This window comes from Streptomyces sp. PsTaAH-124 (assembly GCF_000373685.1).
Lineage (GTDB): Bacteria > Actinomycetota > Actinomycetes > Streptomycetales > Streptomycetaceae > Streptomyces > Streptomyces andamanensis.
Genome location: NZ_KB892169.1, coordinates 395,984 through 411,973, shown reverse-complemented (window position 1 = coordinate 411,973; position 15,990 = coordinate 395,984). Strand labels below are relative to the sequence as shown.

Below are 15,990 nucleotides of genomic sequence, written 5' to 3'. Positions count from 1 at the left end.
GGCCAGAAGGAGCCGTTTCAAGTCCGCGGGCCCGGATCGGGGATATGAGCCTCGGCACACCACCCCGCCGCAGGTCAACGGCAAGTTGACGGCTGTTCCGGGGCCGTGGTGGACTTCCGGGGCCATGTACGGCGGCAGAAGAGGAAGCCGGTGCGAATCCGGCGCGGTCCCGCCACTGTCACCGGGGAGGAACACCCCCGGAAGCCAGGAACTCTCGCCGCCGGTCACGTCGAACCAGGGCGCGGACACCCTGAGTGAGGACCATCGCCATGCGCGGCTGCCGACCGAGGTTCATCAGCGACTCCCTGACCGACCCCGCGGCCGGCTGACCCGATGGGTGCCGATCGCGTCTTCGCGTACGGCGCCGCCGCCGGCCTCCTCGGTGACCTGCTCCTCGGCGACCCGCGCCGCGGGCATCCGGTCGCCGTGTTCGGGCGGGCCGCGGGCGCCGTCGAACGTGCGCTGTGGCACGACCACCGCGGCTGGGGCGCGCTGCACACCGCCGTGTGCGCCGGTGGCGCCGTCGCGCTGGGGGCCGCCGCCGCCCGCGCCGCCCGCGCCTCCCGCTTCCCGTACACCGCCTCCGTCCTGCTGACCGGCGCCGCCACCTGGGCCGTGGTCGGCGGCACCTCGCTGGCCCGCGAGGCCCGCGCCGTCGGACAGGCCCTGGAGTCCGGCGACATCGAGGCCGCGCGGGCGCGGCTGCCGCATCTGTGCGGGCGCGACCCGCAGGCGCTGGACGCCGCCCAGATCGCCCGCGCGGTCGTCGAGTCGGTCGCCGAGAACACCTCCGACGCCGTGGTCGGCGCCCTCGTCTGGGGCGCCGTCGCGGGCGTGCCCGGCCTTCTCGGCTTCCGTGCCGTCAACACCCTGGACGCCATGGTCGGCCACAAGTCGCCCCGCCACCGGCGCTTCGGCTGGGCCTCCGCCCGCCTGGACGACCTGGCCGGCTGGCCGGGCGCCCGGCTGACCGCCGTCCTGGCCACCGCGGCGGGCGGCGATCCGCGCGGCGCCGTGCGCGCCTGGCGCGCGGACGCCGGACGGCACCCGAGCCCCAACGCCGGGCCGGTGGAAGCCTCGTTCGCGGGCGCGCTCGGCGTCCGCCTCGGCGGCACGCTGTCGTACGCCGGGCGCGTGGAGCACCGGCCGGTGCTGAACGGCGCGGCGGGGCGCGCGGTGCGGGCCGGTGACATCGACCGGGCCGTACGGCTCTCACGGCGCGTGAGCTGGCTCGCGCTCGGCACCTGCGCCGCCGTGAGGCTCCTGTGCGGCCGTCGCGACCGTCGGACGAAGGGACGTACGTCATGAGCGGTGGCCGGGGCGGCGGGCTGCTCGTCGCCGGGACCACCTCCGACGCCGGGAAGAGCGTCGTCACCGCCGGGATCTGCCGGTGGCTGGCACGCCAGGGCGTCAAGGTCGCGCCGTTCAAGGCGCAGAACATGTCCCTCAACTCGTTCGTCACCCGTGAGGGCGCCGAGATCGGCCGGGCGCAGGCCATGCAGGCGCAGGCGTGCCGGATCGAGCCGACCGCGCTGATGAACCCGGTGCTGCTCAAGCCGGGCGGCGAGCAGAGCAGCCAAGTGGTGCTGCTGGGCAGGCCGGTGGGCGAGATGAGCGCGCGCGGCTACCACGGCGGGCGCCAGCAGCGGCTGCTGGGCACGGTGCTGGACTGCCTGGCCGAACTGCGCGGCTCCTACGACGCGGTGATCTGCGAGGGCGCGGGCAGTCCGGCCGAGATCAATCTGCGCCGCACCGACATCGTCAACATGGGCATCGCGCGCGGCGCGCGGCTGCCGGTGGTCGTCGTCGGCGACATCGACCGCGGCGGCGTCTTCGCCTCCTTCTTCGGCACCGTGGCCCTGCTCTGTCCCGAGGACCAGGAACTGGTCGCCGGTTTCCTCGTCAACAAGTTCCGCGGCGACGTCTCGCTGCTCGAACCCGGCATCGGCATGCTGCACGGGCTCACCGGGCGGCACACCTACGGGGTGCTGCCCTTCCGGCACGGGCTCGGCATCGACGAGGAGGACGGACTGCGGGTGTCGCTGCGCGGTGCCGTACGGGAGTCCGCCGTGGCGCCGCCGGTCGGCGAGGACGTGCTGCGGGTCGCCGTCTGCGCCGTCCCGCTGATGTCCAACTTCACCGACGTGGACGCGCTGGCCGCCGAACCGGGCGTCGTCGTGCGGTTCGTGGACCGGCCCGAGGAACTGGCCGACGCCGATCTCGTCGTGGTCCCGGGCACCCGCGGCACCGTGCGGGCGCTGGACTGGCTGCGCGAGCGGGGCCTCGCGGACGCGCTGCGCCGCCGGGCCGCCGAGGGGCGGCCCGTCCTCGGTGTCTGCGGCGGCTTCCAGCTCCTCGGCGAGCACATCGAGGACGACGTCGAGAGCCGTCGCGGCCGGGTCGACGGGCTCGGACTGCTGCCCGTACGCGTCCGGTTCGCCCCGGACAAGACCCTCGCCCGGCCCGAGGGGACGGCCCTCGGCGAGCGGGTCGAGGGCTACGAGATCCATCACGGCGTCGCCGACGTCACCGGCGGCGAGCCCTTCCTCGACGGCTGCCGGGCCGGCTCGGTCTGGGGCACGCACTGGCACGGCTCGCTGGAGTCGGACGGCTTCCGCCGGGCCTTCCTGCGGGTGGTCGCCGCCGCCGCGGGCCGCCGTTTCGTGCCCTCGCCCACCACGTCGTTCGCCGCGCTGCGCGAGGAGCAGCTCGACCGGCTCGGCGACCTGATCGAACAGCACGCGGACACGGACGCGCTGTGGCGGCTCATCGAGTCCGGCGCGCCGCAAGGACTGCCTTTCATTCCACCGGGAGCGCCCGCATGAGCACAGTGTTGTTGTTGTCCACCGCCGACACCGATCTGCTGGCGGCCCGCGCCTGCGGGGCGTCCTACCGGATCGGCAACCCGACCCGGGTGGACGTGACCGGTGAGCTGCCCGCGCTGCTGGACGGCGCGGACCTCGCCGTGGTGCGGCTGCTGGGCGGCAAGCGCGCCTGGGAGGACGGGCTCGCCGCGCTGAAGGCGTCCGGTGTGCCGACCGTGCTGCTGGGCGGCGAGAGCGTGCCGGACGCGGAGCTGATGGCCGAGTCGTCGGTGCCCGCCGGTGTGGTCGCCGAGGCGCTGCGCTACCTGGTGGAGGGCGGCCCGGACAACCTCGCCGAGCTGGCCCGGTTCCTGTCCGACACGGTGCTGCTGACCGGCGAGGGCTTCGAGGAGCCGCGCCGGATGCCGGAGTTCGGGGTGCGCGGGGAGCGTCCGCGCGTGCCGGGCCGCCCCACGGTCGGTGTGCTCTTCTACCGCGCCCACGAGCTGAGCGGCAACACCGCCTTCGTGGACACCCTGTGCGAGGCGATCGAGGCGCACGGCGCCAACGCGCTTCCGGTGTACTGCGGTTCGCTGCGCGGCGCGGACCCCGGCCTGTTCGAGATCCTCGGGCGGACCGACGCCCTGGTGGCCACCGTCCTGGCGGCCGGCGGCACCCACGCCTCGCAGGCGTCGGCGGGCGGCGACGAGGAGGCGTGGGACATCGGCGCCCTCGCCGACCTGGACGTCCCGGTGCTCCAGGGGCTGTGCCTGACCTCCTCGCGGGCCGCCTGGGACGCCTCCGACGCCGCGCTGTCCCCCATGGACGCGGCGATGCAGGTCGCCATCCCCGAGTTCGACGGACGGCTGATCACCGTCCCGTTCTCCTTCAAGGAGCAGGGCCCCGACGGCGTACCGGTGTACGTCGCCGACCCCGGGCGGGCGGCCCGGGTCGCCGGGATCGCCGTGCGGCACGCCCGGCTCGGGTACACGCCGAACGCCGGGAAGAAGGTCGCGCTGGTCTTCACCGCGTACCCGACGAAGCACTCCCGGGTCGGCAACGCGGTCGGCCTGGACACGCCCGCCTCGGCGGTACGGGTCCTGGACGCGCTGCGGGAGGCCGGGTACGGGCTCACGGAGTACCCGGACAACGGCGACGAGCTGATCCACCGGCTGATCGAGGCCGGCGGCCACGACGTGGAGTGGCTGACGGAGGACCAGCTGGCCGCCGCGCCCGCGCGGGTGCCGCTGGCCGACTACCGGGCCTGGTTCGAGACGCTGGACCCGGCGCTGCGGGAGGCGATGACCGAGGCGTGGGGCGAGCCGCCGGGCAGCCTGTACGTGGACGGCGACGACATCGTGCTGGCGTCCTTGCGGTTCGGCAACGTGGTCGTGATGATCCAGCCGCCGCGCGGCTTCGGCGAGAACCCCATCGCGATCTACCACGACCCCGACATGCCGCCCTCGCACCACTACATGGCGGCCTACCGCTGGCTGGACCACAGTTTCGGCGCCGACGCGGTCGTGCACATGGGCAAGCACGGCACCATGGAGTGGCTGCCGGGCAAGGGCCTGGGCCTGAGCGGCGGCTGCGCCCCGGACGCGGTCCTCGGTGATCTGCCGCTGATCTACCCGTTCATCGTCAACGACCCCGGTGAGGGCACCCAGGCCAAGCGGCGCGGGCACGCCACGGTCGTCGACCACCTGGTGCCGCCGATGGCCCGCGCCGACACCTACGGCGACCTGGCCAAGCTGGAACAGCTCCTGGACGAGTACGCACTCGTCTCCGACCTGGACCCGGTGAAGGCCCCGGCCGTGCGCGCGCAGATCTGGACCCTGGTCAAGGCCGCCGAGCTCCACCACGACCTGCATGTGGACGAGCAGCCCGACGACGCGGCGTTCGACGAGTTCGTCATGCACATCGACGGCTATCTCTGCGAGATCAAGGACGTGCAGATCCGCGACGGACTGCACATCCTGGGCGGCGGACCGGTCGGCGAGCCCCGGGTGAACCTGGTGCTGGCCGTGCTGCGCGCCTCGCAGGTGTGGGGCGGCCAGGCGAACGCGCTGCCGGGCCTGCGGGCGGCGCTGGCCGCGCACTTCGGGCTGGTGGAGAAGGAGCTGCTGGCCGAGCCGGGTGCCGCGGTGAAGGTGCCGGTGGAGCTGACCGCCCTGGTGGAGGGCCCGGCGCGGACGGCGGCGGACACGATCGATCTGCTGGAGACGCTGTGCCGGCGGTTCGCCGAGGGCATGGAGGAGCGCGGCTGGGACCGGGCCGCCGTCCCCGCGCTGGTGGCCGGGGTGCTCGGCGGTGAACTCTCCGCGGCCGTGGCCGTGCTGGAGTTCGCCTGCACGGAGGTGGTGCCCCGGCTGGCCCGGACCACCGACGAGATCGGGCACATCCTGCGGGCGCTGGACGGCGGTTACGTCCCGGCGGGTCCCTCGGGCTCGCCGACGCGCGGTCTGGTCAATGTGCTGCCGACCGGCCGGAACTTCTACTCCGTCGACCCCAAGGCGATCCCGTCGCGGCTGAGCTGGGAGGTCGGGCAGTCCCTCGCGGACTCGCTGGTGCAGCGGTACCTCCAGGACACCGGCGCGTACCCGAGGTCGGTCGGCCTGACGGTGTGGGGCACCTCCGCGATGCGCACCCAGGGCGACGACATCGCGGAGATCCTCGCACTGCTGGGCTGCCGCCCCGTGTGGGACGACGCCTCGCGCCGGGTCACCGGCTTCGAGATCGTCCCGCTCCAGGAGCTGGGCCGGCCGCGCGTCGACGTCACGGTCCGTATCTCCGGCTTCTTCCGGGACGCGTTCCCGCACGTGGTCGGGCTGATCGACGACGCGGTCCGGGCGGTGGCGGAGCTGGACGAGCCCGCCGAGTCCAACTACGTACGGGCGCACGCGGACGAGGACACCGCGGAGCACGGCGACCGGCGCCGGGCCACGGCCCGCATCTTCGGTTCCAAGCCGGGCGCCTACGGCGCGGGCCTGCTGCCGCTGATCGACGCCCGCAACTGGCGCTCGGACGCGGACCTCGCCGAGGTGTACGCGGTGTGGGGCGGCTACGCCTACGGGCGCGGGCTCGACGGGCGGGCGGCGCGCGGCGACATGGAGACGGCGTTCCGGCGGATCGCGGTGGCCGCCAAGAACGTCGACACACGCGAGCACGACATCGTCGACGCCGACGACTACTTCCAGTACCACGGCGGCATGGTCGCCATGGTGCGGCATCTGACGGGGGGCAGCCCCGAGGCGTACGTCGGCGACTCCGCCGTGCCCGACCAGGTGAAGACGCGGACGCTGGGCGAGGAGACCCACCGCGTCTTCCGGGCCCGGGTGGTCAACCCGCGCTGGATGGCCGCCATGCGCCGGCACGGCTACAAGGGCGCCTTCGAGATGGCCGCGACCGTGGACTACCTGTTCGGGTACGACGCGACGGCGGGCGTGGTCGACGACTGGATGTACGAGAAGTTGTCGGCGGAGTACGTGTTCTCGCCGGAGAACCAGGAGTTCATGCGCACGTCCAACCCGTGGGCGCTGCGCGGCATCACCGAACGGCTCCTGGAGGCCGCCGAGCGCGGGCTGTGGGCGGAGCCGGACGCGGACACGCTGGAGCGGCTGCGCGCCACGTATCTGGAGCTGGAGGGCGACTTGGAGGGTGACGAGAAGTGAGTACCCCGTTTCCGTTCACGGCGGTCGTGGGTCAGGACGACCTGCGGCTCGCGCTGCTGCTGAACGCCGTCTCCCCGGCGGTCGGCGGGGTGCTGGTCCGCGGCGAGAAGGGCACCGCGAAGTCCACCGCCGTGCGGGCGCTGTCGGCGCTGCTGCCCGCGGTGGACGTGGTCGCCGGGTGCCGGTTCTCCTGCGACCCGGACTCCCCCGATGCGTCCTGCCCGGACGGACCGCACGAGCCGGGGGCGTTCGAGACGCGTCCGGCGCGGATGGTCGAGCTGCCCGTGGGCGCCTCCGAGGACCGGCTGGTGGGCGCGCTGGACATCGAGCGGGCGCTCGCGGAGGGCGTGAAGGCGTTCGAGCCGGGGCTGCTCGCCGACGCGCACCGCGGGATCCTGTACGTCGACGAGGTCAACCTGCTCCACGACCATCTGGTCGACCTGCTGCTGGACGCCGCCGCCATGGGCGCCTCCTACGTGGAGCGCGAGGGCGTGTCCGTCCGGCACGCCGCGCGGTTCCTGCTGGTGGGAACCATGAACCCGGAGGAGGGCGAGCTGCGCCCGCAGCTCCTGGACCGGTTCGGGCTGACCGTGGAGGTGGCCGCCTCGCGGGAGCCGGACCAGCGGGTCGAGGTGGTGCGCAGGAGGCTGGCGTACGACGACGATCCGGCCGGTTTCGCGGCGCGCTGGGCCGACGAGGAGGCCGCGGTGCGCGCCCGGATCGCGGCGGCGCGGGAGCTGCTGCCGCGGGTGCGGCTCGGTGACGCGGCGCTGCGGCAGATCGCGGCGACCTGTGCGGCCTTCGAGGTCGACGGCATGCGCGCCGACATCGTGATGGCGCGCACGGCGACCGCGCTGGCCGCGTGGGCGGGGCGGAGCGATGTGCTCGCCGAGGACGTGCGGCAGGCCGCGCTGCTGGCGCTGCCGCACCGGCGGCGCCGCAATCCGTTCGACGCGCCGGGCCTGGACGAGGACAAGCTGGACGAGACGCTCCAGGAGTACGCCGGTCCCGAGGACGACGATCCCGACCCGGACCCCGACCCGGACCCCGGTCCGGGGACGGACGGGCCGGGCGGGGGCGGCGGACAGCCGGAGCCCGAGGACGGCGGTCCGCGGGGCGGCGAGAGCGGCGCGCGGCCCGAGCCGGACCAGCAGGACCAGCAGGACCAGCAGGACGAGACGGGCGGCGAGCCGCAGCCGTCCGGGGCGGGCGCGGGCGAGCAGGCCGCCGTGGGGGCGGCGGAGCCGTTCCGTACCAAGGTGCTCAGTGTTCCGGGGCTCGGCGAGGGCGCCGCCGGGCGGCGCTCGCGGGCGCGGACCGAGCACGGGCGTACGACGGGCGCGCGGCGGCCGCGCGGCACGCTGACCAAGCTGCATCTGGCGGCGACCGTGCGGGCGGCGGCGCCGCACCAGCGGGCGCGCGGCCGGTCGGGACCCGGTCTGGTGGTCCGCCGGGACGATCTGCGGCAGGCGACCCGGGAGGGGCGCGAGGGCAACCTCGTGCTCTTCGTGGTGGACGCGTCCGGGTCGATGGCGGCGCGGCAGCGGATGAGCGCGGTCAAGGGTGCCGTGCTGTCGCTGCTGCTGGACGCCTACCAGCGGCGGGACAAGGTGGGTCTGGTGACCTTCCGGGGATCCTCGGCCGAGGTGGCGCTGCCGCCGACCTCGTCGGTGGACGCGGCGGCGGTCCGGCTGGAGTCGCTGCCGACCGGCGGGCGTACGCCGCTGGCGGCCGGGCTGCTGCGGGCGCACGAGGTGCTGCGGGTGGAGCGGCTGCGCGATCCGGCGCGGCGTCCGCTGCTCGTGGTCGTCACCGACGGCCGGGCGACGGGCGGGCCCGAGCCGGTCGCCCTGGCCGAGCGGGCGGCGCGGCTGCTGGCGGCCGGACAGGTCGCCTCGGTGGTCGTGGACTGCGAGTCCGGTCCGGTGCGGCTGGGTCTGGCCGGGCGGCTCGCCGGTGAGCTGGGCGGTACGCCGGTGACGCTGGACGAGCTGCGGGCCGACAGCATCGCCGGTCTGGTCCGGGATGTGCAGGGGACGTCGAGGAGGGCCGCGTAGTGCCGCAGGGACAGCCGAGTGCCGTGCCGGACGACGGGCTGACCACGCGTCAGCGCCGCAACCGGGCGCTGGTGGTCGTGCACACGGGGATCGGCAAGGGCAAGTCGACGGCCGCGTTCGGGCTGGCGCTGCGCGCCTGGAACCAGGGCTGGCCGATCGGGGTGTTCCAGTTCGTCAAGTCGGCGAAGTGGCGGGTCGGCGAGGAGCGGGCGCTGCGGGTGCTCGGCGACTCCGGCGAGGGCGGCAGCGTCGTCTGGCACAAGATGGGCGAGGGCTGGTCGTGGGTCCAGCGGGACGCGCAGACGGACAACGAGGCCAAGGCCCGCGAGGGCTGGGAGCAGGTCAAGCGGGACCTGGCCGCCGAGACGTACCGGCTGTACGTGCTCGACGAGTTCGCGTACCCGATGCACTGGGGCTGGGTGGACACCGACGAGGTCGTGGAGGTGCTGCGCGACCGGCCGGGGAACCAGCATGTGGTGATCACCGGGCGCAACGCGCCGGAGAAGCTGGTGGGGGCCGCCGACCTCGTCACCGACATGTCCAAGGTCAAGCACCCGATGGACGCGGGGCAGAAGGGCCAGCGGGGCATCGAGTGGTGACGCCGTGCTGACCTCCCCTCCCCCGCGCCCGGCCGCGTCCGGCGCGTCCTTTGCGTCCGCCACGTCCGTGCCGCGGCTGGTCGTCGCCGCGCCGGCCTCCGGCAGCGGCAAGACCACCGTGGCCACCGGTCTGATGGCCGCGCTGGCCGGGCGCGGTCTCGCCGTGTCCCCGCACAAGGTGGGGCCGGACTACATCGACCCCGGGTACCACGCGCTCGCCACCGGGCGGACGGGCCGCAATCTCGATGCCTACCTGTGCGGCCCCGAGCTGATCGCGCCGCTGTTCCTGCACGGGGCGCGCGGGTGCGACATCGCCGTCGTCGAGGGCGTGATGGGGCTGTACGACGGCGCGGCCGGGCAGGGCGAGCTGGCGTCCACGGCGCAGGTCGCGAAGCTACTGCGGGCGCCGGTCGTGCTGGTGGTCGACGCGTCCTCGCAGTCGCGGTCGGTGGCGGCGCTGGTGCACGGGTTCGTGACGTGGGACCCGCTGGTGCGGATCGGGGGCGTGATCCTCAACAAGGTCGGCTCCGACCGGCACGAGGAGCTGCTGCGCCAGGCGCTGGAGTCGGTGGGGGTGCCGGTGCTGGGGGTGCTGCGGCGGGCGCCGCAGGTGGACACGCCGTCCCGGCACCTCGGGCTGGTGCCGGTCGCCGAGCGGCAGGGTGCCGCGGTGGAGGCGGTCGCCGCGATGGGCGCGCAGGTGGAGCGGGGCTGCGACCTGGCCGCGCTGGAGGCGCTGGCGCGGTCGGCGGGGCCGCTGCCCGGCGACCCCTCCCCCTGGGATCCCGGGGGCCCGGCGCCGGGTTCCGGCGGCGGGCGCGCGCCCGTGGTCGCCGTGGCCGGCGGGGCCGCGTTCACCTTCTCCTACGCCGAGCACGCCGAGCTGCTGGCCGCGGCCGGGGCGGAGGTCGTCGTCTTCGATCCGCTGCGGGACGAGAAGCTGCCGGAGGGCACCGCCGGGCTGGTCGTCGGCGGCGGGTTCCCGGAGGTCCACGCCGCCGAGCTGTCGGCCAACGAGGCGCTGCGCGAGGCGGTCGCCGCGCTGGCGCTGTCCGGGGCCCCGGTGGCCGCCGAGTGCGCCGGGCTGCTGTATCTGTGCCGGGAGCTGGACGGGCAGCCGATGTGCGGGGTGCTGGACGCCACCGCGCGGATGACGGACCGGCTGACCCTCGGCTACCGGGACGCGGTGGCCGTCTCCGACAGCGCGCTGGCGCCGGCCGGTACGCGGATGCGGGGGCACGAGTTCCACCGCACCGCCGTGGAGCCCGGTGCCGGTGAGGAGGCCGCCTGGGGCCTGCGGGCCCCGGTGCGCCGGATGGAGGGTTTCGTGCGCCGGGGCGTGCACGCGAGTTATCTGCACACGCACTGGGCGTCCGAGCCCAATGTGGCCCGTCGGTTCGTGGAAAGGTGCCGGACGTCATGAGCAGCAGGCTGGTCGGAGTGGGGGTCGGGCCGGGTGATCCGGAGCTGGTGACCGTCAAGGGCGTGAACGCGCTGCGCGCGGCCGACGTCGTGGTGGTGCCGGTCATGGACACCGGGGAGCGCGGGCGCGCGGAGGCCACCGTGCTGCACTACGTGCCGTCGGACAAGGTCGTACGGGTGGTGTTCGCGCTGAACGAGCGGACCGACCGGGCGCGGCGCGAGGCGGCGTGGGACGCGGCCGGGGAGCGGGTCGCCGGGCTGCTGCGGGAGCACGGGAGCGTGGCCTTCGCGACCATCGGCGATCCGAACGTCTATTCGACGTTCACGTATCTGGCGCAGACCGTGGCCGCCCTGGTGCCGGGCACGGTGGTGGAGACGGTGCCGGGGATCACCGCGATGCAGGACCTGGCGGCCCGCTCGGGCGCGGTGCTGACCGAGGGCACGGAGCCGCTGACGCTGGTGCCGGTGACCGCCGGTGCGGCGGTGCTCAAGGACGCGCTGAACGGGCCGGGGACGGTCGTGGCGTACAAGTTCGGGCGGCAGGCGGCCGAGGTCGCCGAGGCGCTGCGGGACAGCGGGCGGCTCGACGACGCCGTGTGGGGTTCCGCGCTGGGGCTGCCGGAGGAGTCGGTGCGGCCGGCCGCCGAGCTGGACGGCGCTCCGCTGCCGTATCTGTCGACGCTGATCGCACCGGCGCGGCGCGCGGACGGCCGGGGCGGCAAGCTGTGAGTGCCGCCGTCCGGGACCGGGCCCGGGGCCGCTCAGGCCGCCAGGCCCACCACGAGCCAGACGAACGCGACGCCCGCCACCGTGCACAGCAGGGTGGAGCGGGCCGGGTGCTCGTGGTGGGCCTCGGGCAGGATCTCGGCGGCGGAGAGATAGAGCAGCACGCCGGCGAAGAGGCCGAGATAGCCGCCGAGGAACCACTCGGGGATGGTGACGAACGCGGTCGAGGCGGCGCCCACCACGGGGGCCAGCGCGTCCGCGACGAGCATCGCGATCGCCTTGCGGCGGGCGTTGCCGTACAGGCTGGTCAGGGTGAAGGTGTTGAAGCCGTCCGCGAAGTCGTGGGCGATCACGGCGAGAGCGACGGCGATGCCCATGCCGCCGCCGATCTGGAAGGCGGCGCCTATCGCCACGCCGTCCATGGCGCTGTGCCCGACCAGCGCGGCGGCGGCCGTCAGGCCCACCTCGGCCGAGCGGTGCCGGTGGCCCTCCTCGCCGCCGTGCGCGGCCTGCCGGGCGGCCAGCAGCCGCTCGACGAGATGGGCCAGCAGGAATCCGGCCACGAACAGCAGCAGGGCCGCGGGGACGCCGAACACCTCCCGGCCCACCGCGTCGAGCGCTTCGGGCAGCAGATCGAGTCCGACCACACCGAGCATCAGGCCGCCGGCCAGTCCGAGGACCAGATGGCGGCGGTCGGTGACCCGCTGTGCCGTCCAGCCGCCGGCCAGCGTCATCAGGAACGCGCCGAGCGCGACGAAGACCGCCATGTGCCCTTGCTATCCGATCAACCCCCGATCGCGCACATCCGGCCACTTCCCGACCACCACACACCATGACATTCCGTACGAGAGGACCCGACCCCATGGCCGATGCCCCCACCGGCAAGGTGACCTTCGTCGGTGCCGGTCCCGGCGCCGCCGACCTGCTGACCTTCCGCGCCGCGCGGGCGATCGCCGAGGCCGACGTGGTGATCTGGGCGGCCAGCCTGGTCCAGGCCGAGGTGCTGGAGCACGCCCGCGCGGGCGCCCAGATCCTGGACTCGGCCACCATGTCCCTGGAGGACGTCGTCGCCGTGTACGAGCGGGCCCGCGCCGAGGGTCTGAAGGTGGCGCGGATCCACTCCGGCGACCCGGCGCTGTGGGGCGGTACGCAGGAGCAGCTGGACCGGTGCGCGGACCTCGGCATCGAGACGGAGATCGTGCCCGGGGTGTCGTCCTTCTCCGCCGTGGCCGCGCTCGCCGGGCGCGAGCTGACCATCCCGGAGGTGGCGCAGTCGGTCGTCCTCACCCGGCTCGGCGGCGGCAAGACGCCGATGCCGCCCGGCGAGGAGGTGCGCGAGTTCGCCCGGCACGGCACCACCATGGCCGTCTTCCTGTCGGCGGCCCGCAGCGGCCAGCTGGTGCGGGAGCTGCTGGAGGGCGGCTATCCGACGTCGACGCCGGTCGTGGTGGCCCATCAGGCGACCTGGCCGGAGGAGCTGGTCGTCAGGTGCACGATCGGCACCCTGGAGGAGACCGTCAAGGAGCACCGGCTCTGGAAGCACACCCTCTTCCTGGTCGGCCCGGCGCTCGGCGCGCACGGCACCCGCTCCCACCTGTACCACCCGGGGCACTTCCACGGCTTCCGCAAGGCCGACCCGGAGGCCCGCAAGGCCCTGCGCGCGCGGGGTGCGAGCACGTGATCACGGTGGTCGGCACGGGGACGGGCGTCTCCGGGGGCGTGGGCGCCGACGTCCTCGCCGGGGCCGCGCTCGTCGTGGGCGGGCGGCGGCACCTGGACGCCGCCGCGCTGCCCGAGGGCGCCCGGCGGGTGGTGCTGGGGCCGCTGGCGCCCGCGCTGGACGCGCTCGCCGAGTGCTCCGGGGCCGGACGGCGCGCGGTCGTGCTGGCCTCGGGCGACCCGGGGTTCTTCGGGATCGTACGGGCGCTGGCGGAGCGGTTCGGGCCCAGGGCGCTGGACGTGCGGCCGGGGGTGTCCTCGGTGGCCGCCGCGTTCGCGCGCGTGGGGCTGCCGTGGGAGGACGCCGCGGTGGTCAGCGCGCACGGGCGGGAGCTGCGGACCGCGGTCAACGTGTGCAGGGCCCGGCCGAAGGTGGCCGTGCTGACCGGTCCTGGCGCGGGCCCCGCCGAGCTGGGCGCCGCGCTGGCCCGGCATCCGGCCGGTGACCGGGTGCTGGTGGTGGCCTCGGCGCTGGGCGGCGACCGCGAGCGCGTGGAGCGGGTCACGCCCGCCGAGGCCGCCGCCCGGGACTGGGGCACGGCGGTCAACGTGGTGCTCTGCCTGGACGAGGCGCGGGCGCTGGGCGCCGTGCGGACGCTCGCCGGGCCGCCGCCGCCCGCCCCGGGCTGGGCGCTGCCGGAGGACGCCTTCGCGCACCGCGACTCGATGATCACCAAGGCGGAGGTGCGGGCGCTGGCCCTGGCCCGGCTCGGGCCGCGCACCGGCGACCTGGTGTGGGACGTCGGCGCCGGATCGGGTTCGGTGGCCGTGGAGTGCGCCCGGCTGGGCGCGGCGGTCGTCGCGGTGGAGAAGACCGCGGACGGCGTGCAGCGGGTGCGGGCCAACGCGGCCGCGCACGGCGTGGACATGGCCGTGGTCCACGGGACGGCGCCCGGCGCGCTGGCCGGGCTCGACGCCGATCCGGACGCCGTGTTCGTCGGCGGCGGCGGACGCGATCTGCCGGCCGTCGTCGGGGTGTGCGCGCGCCGGGCCCGCCGTACGGTCGTCGTCGCGCTGGCCGCCCTCGACCGGGTGCCCACCGCCCGGCAGGCGCTCCTGGACGCCGGGCTGACCTGCGACGGCGTACTGCTCCAGGCGTCCCGGCTCGCGCCGCTGCCGGGGGACGTGACCCGGCTCGCGGCGACCCATCCCGTTTTCCTGCTGTGGGGCGTACGGCCCCCGGCGGCCCCCGCCGAAGGGTCCCCGGCGGCCCTGCCCGAAAACGGATCCGCAGAAGAAGCAGAAGAAGCAGAAGAACCCGAAGAAGGAGTTGCCCAGTGATCGGCCTCATTTCCGCCACCGCGGCGGGCGCGGTGGCGCGGGACCGGCTGGCGGCCGCGTGGCCGGAGCGCACCCGGGTCTACGACGGGCCCGCGGGCGCCGCCGTACGGGCCGCGTTCGCCGAGTGCGAGCAGCTCGTGTGCTTCCTGGCCACGGGCGCGGTGGTCCGGCTGATCGCGCCGCTGCTGGCGGACAAGGCGTCCGACCCGGGCGTGGTCTGCGTCGACGAGGGCGGCCGGTTCGCCGTGTCGCTGGTCGGCGGGCACGGCGGCGGCGCCAACGGGCTGGCCGGAGAGGTCGCCGGGGTGCTGGGTGCCGCGCCGGTGGTGACGACCGCGACGGACGCCGCGGGACTGGCCGGTCTGGACACCCTCGGCCTGCCCGTCGAGGGCGATGTGGCCGGGGTGTCGCGGGCGCTGCTGGACGGGGTGCCGGTACGGCTCGACGCCGAGGTGCCCTGGCCACTGCCCGCGCTGCCCCTCGCGCCCCCCGGAACGGCGGCCGAGTACGCCGTACGGGTGACGGACCGGGCGGGCGCGGCGGGCGGGCGCGAGGTGGTCCTCAGGCCGCCGTCCCTGGTCGTCGGCGTGGGCGCCTCCGCCGGGGCGCCCGCCGAAGAGGTGCTGGGCCTGGTCGAGGACGCGCTGCGCGAGGCCGGTCTCTCCCCCCGCAGCGTCGCCCGCCTGGCCACGGTGGACGCCAAGGCGGGCGAGCCCGGCATCGTCGCGGCGGCCGAGGCGCTGGGCGTGCCCCTGGTGACGTACTCCGCCGCCGAACTGGCCGGGGTCGACGTGCCCCACCCGTCCGACGCGCCGCTCGCCGCCGTCGGCACCCCCTCGGTCGCCGAGGCCGCCGCCCTGCTCGGCGGCGGCGAACTCCTCGTCCCCAAGCGGAAGTCGGCGCGGGCGGACGGCCGGCCCGCGATGGCGACCTGCGCGGTCGTACGGCGGCCGGTGCGCGGGCGGCTCGCGGTGGTCGGGCTCGGCCCCGGCGCCCGGGACCTGCTGACCCCGCGCGCCCGCGGCGAACTGCGCCGCGCCGCCGTGCTGGTGGGGCTCGACCAGTACGTCGACCAGATCCGCGACCTGCTGCGGCCGGGCACCCGGATCCTGGAGTCGGGGCTCGGCGCCGAGGAGGAGCGGGCCAGGACCGCCGTCGCCGAGGCCCGCGCCGGGCACGCCGTCGCGCTGATCGGCAGCGGCGACGCCGGGGTGTACGCCATGGCCTCGCCCGCGCTCGCCGAGGCGTCCGACGACATCGACGTGGTCGGGGTGCCGGGGGTCACGGCGGCGCTCGCGGCCGGGGCGATCCTGGGCGCGCCGCTCGGGCACGACCATGTCTCGATCAGCCTGTCCGACCTGCACACCCCGTGGGAGGTCATCGAGCGGCGGGTGCGGGCCGCCGCCGAGTCCGATCTCGTCGTGACCTTCTACAACCCCCGCTCCCGGGGCCGGGACTGGCAGTTGCCCAAGGCGCTGGCGATCCTGGCCGGGCACCGGGACCCCGGGACGCCGGTCGGTGTCGTGCGCAACGCCTCACGGCCCGACGAGTCCAGCCGGCTGACCACACTGGCCGCGCTCGACCCGGCGACCGTGGACATGATGACCGTCGTGACCGTGGGCAACACGGCGACCCGGCGGATCGCGGGCCGCATGGTGACCCCGCGCGGCTACCGCTGGCAGGGGGAGCACGCGTGAGCGCCGGTGCCCCG

Annotated in this window: 11 protein-coding genes and 1 riboswitch; of the genes, 10 read left to right on the top strand and 1 reads right to left on the bottom strand. The window is 75.5% G+C overall.

Annotated elements, in window-relative coordinates; translation table 11 throughout:
• Positions 1-92 precede the first annotated feature (92 nt).
• Positions 93-237: riboswitch (cobalamin riboswitch) on the top strand.
• Between the two features lie 96 nt (positions 238-333).
• The 7 genes from B086_RS0117290 to cobI are packed head-to-tail and all read left to right on the top strand — an operon-like array spanning position 334 to position 11,282.
• Entirely contained in the window at positions 334-1,308 is a 975-nt protein-coding gene (locus B086_RS0117290) for a cobalamin biosynthesis protein (RefSeq protein WP_018567684.1), read from the top strand.
• Positions 1,305-2,825 (top strand): cobyric acid synthase, encoded by a 1,521-nt coding sequence (locus B086_RS0117285; RefSeq protein ID WP_018567683.1) that lies wholly within the window; start codon positions 1,305-1,307, stop codon positions 2,823-2,825. Before B086_RS0117290 ends, B086_RS0117285 begins: the two co-directional genes overlap by 4 nt.
• Entirely contained in the window at positions 2,822-6,475 is a 3,654-nt protein-coding gene (gene cobN, locus B086_RS0117280) for a cobaltochelatase subunit CobN (RefSeq protein WP_078531118.1), read from the top strand. The genes B086_RS0117285 and cobN overlap by 4 nt, the downstream gene beginning before the upstream one ends.
• Entirely contained in the window at positions 6,472-8,532 is a 2,061-nt protein-coding gene (locus B086_RS0117275; RefSeq protein ID WP_018567681.1) for a putative cobaltochelatase, read from the top strand. The genes cobN and B086_RS0117275 overlap by 4 nt, the downstream gene beginning before the upstream one ends.
• Positions 8,532-9,131, top strand: a complete 600-nt coding sequence (gene cobO, locus B086_RS0117270; protein WP_018567680.1) for a cob(I)yrinic acid a,c-diamide adenosyltransferase — start codon at positions 8,532-8,534, stop codon at positions 9,129-9,131. Before B086_RS0117275 ends, cobO begins: the two co-directional genes overlap by 1 nt.
• Positions 9,132-9,135: 4 nt before the next feature.
• On the top strand, positions 9,136-10,554 hold the full coding sequence (locus B086_RS0117265; protein ID WP_018567679.1) for a cobyrinate a,c-diamide synthase: 1,419 nt from the start codon (positions 9,136-9,138) through the stop codon (positions 10,552-10,554).
• Positions 10,551-11,282, top strand: a complete 732-nt coding sequence (cobI, locus tag B086_RS0117260) for a precorrin-2 C(20)-methyltransferase (protein WP_026252513.1) — start codon at positions 10,551-10,553, stop codon at positions 11,280-11,282. The genes B086_RS0117265 and cobI overlap by 4 nt, the downstream gene beginning before the upstream one ends.
• A gap of 32 nt (positions 11,283-11,314) precedes the next feature.
• Here cobI and B086_RS0117255 read toward each other — a convergent pair whose 3' ends face one another.
• Positions 11,315-12,046, bottom strand: a complete 732-nt coding sequence (locus B086_RS0117255; RefSeq protein WP_018567677.1) for a ZIP family metal transporter — start codon at positions 12,044-12,046, stop codon at positions 11,315-11,317.
• 95 nt (positions 12,047-12,141) lie between these two features.
• On the opposite strand from B086_RS0117255, the gene cobM reads away from it, so the two are divergent.
• From cobM to cobJ, 3 genes are read left to right on the top strand one after another with little or no spacing between them, the layout of a single operon-like run.
• A complete protein-coding gene (gene cobM, locus B086_RS0117250; protein WP_018567676.1) occupies positions 12,142-12,960 on the top strand; it encodes a precorrin-4 C(11)-methyltransferase in 819 nt (272 codons plus the stop codon).
• On the top strand, positions 12,957-14,279 hold the full coding sequence (locus B086_RS0117245; protein WP_018567675.1) for a bifunctional cobalt-precorrin-7 (C(5))-methyltransferase/cobalt-precorrin-6B (C(15))-methyltransferase: 1,323 nt from the start codon (positions 12,957-12,959) through the stop codon (positions 14,277-14,279). Before cobM ends, B086_RS0117245 begins: the two co-directional genes overlap by 4 nt.
• Complete coding sequence (gene cobJ / locus B086_RS0117240; RefSeq protein WP_018567674.1) at positions 14,276-15,976, top strand: precorrin-3B C(17)-methyltransferase; 1,701 nt, start codon at positions 14,276-14,278, stop codon at positions 15,974-15,976. The genes B086_RS0117245 and cobJ overlap by 4 nt, the downstream gene beginning before the upstream one ends.
• Positions 15,977-15,990 lie beyond the last annotated feature (14 nt).

Coding starts and splice junctions, on each gene's coding strand:
- B086_RS0117290 (WP_018567684.1), top strand. CDS start 334: ATGGGTGCCGATCGCGTCTTCGCGTACGGCGCCGCCGCCGGCCTCCTC.
- B086_RS0117285 (WP_018567683.1), top strand. CDS start 1,305: ATGAGCGGTGGCCGGGGCGGCGGGCTGCTCGTCGCCGGGACCACCTCC.
- cobN (WP_078531118.1), top strand. CDS start 2,822: ATGAGCACAGTGTTGTTGTTGTCCACCGCCGACACCGATCTGCTGGCG.
- cobI (WP_026252513.1), top strand. CDS start 10,551: ATGAGCAGCAGGCTGGTCGGAGTGGGGGTCGGGCCGGGTGATCCGGAG.
- B086_RS0117255 (WP_018567677.1), bottom strand. CDS start 12,046: ATGGCGGTCTTCGTCGCGCTCGGCGCGTTCCTGATGACGCTGGCCGGC.
- cobM (WP_018567676.1), top strand. CDS start 12,142: ATGGCCGATGCCCCCACCGGCAAGGTGACCTTCGTCGGTGCCGGTCCC.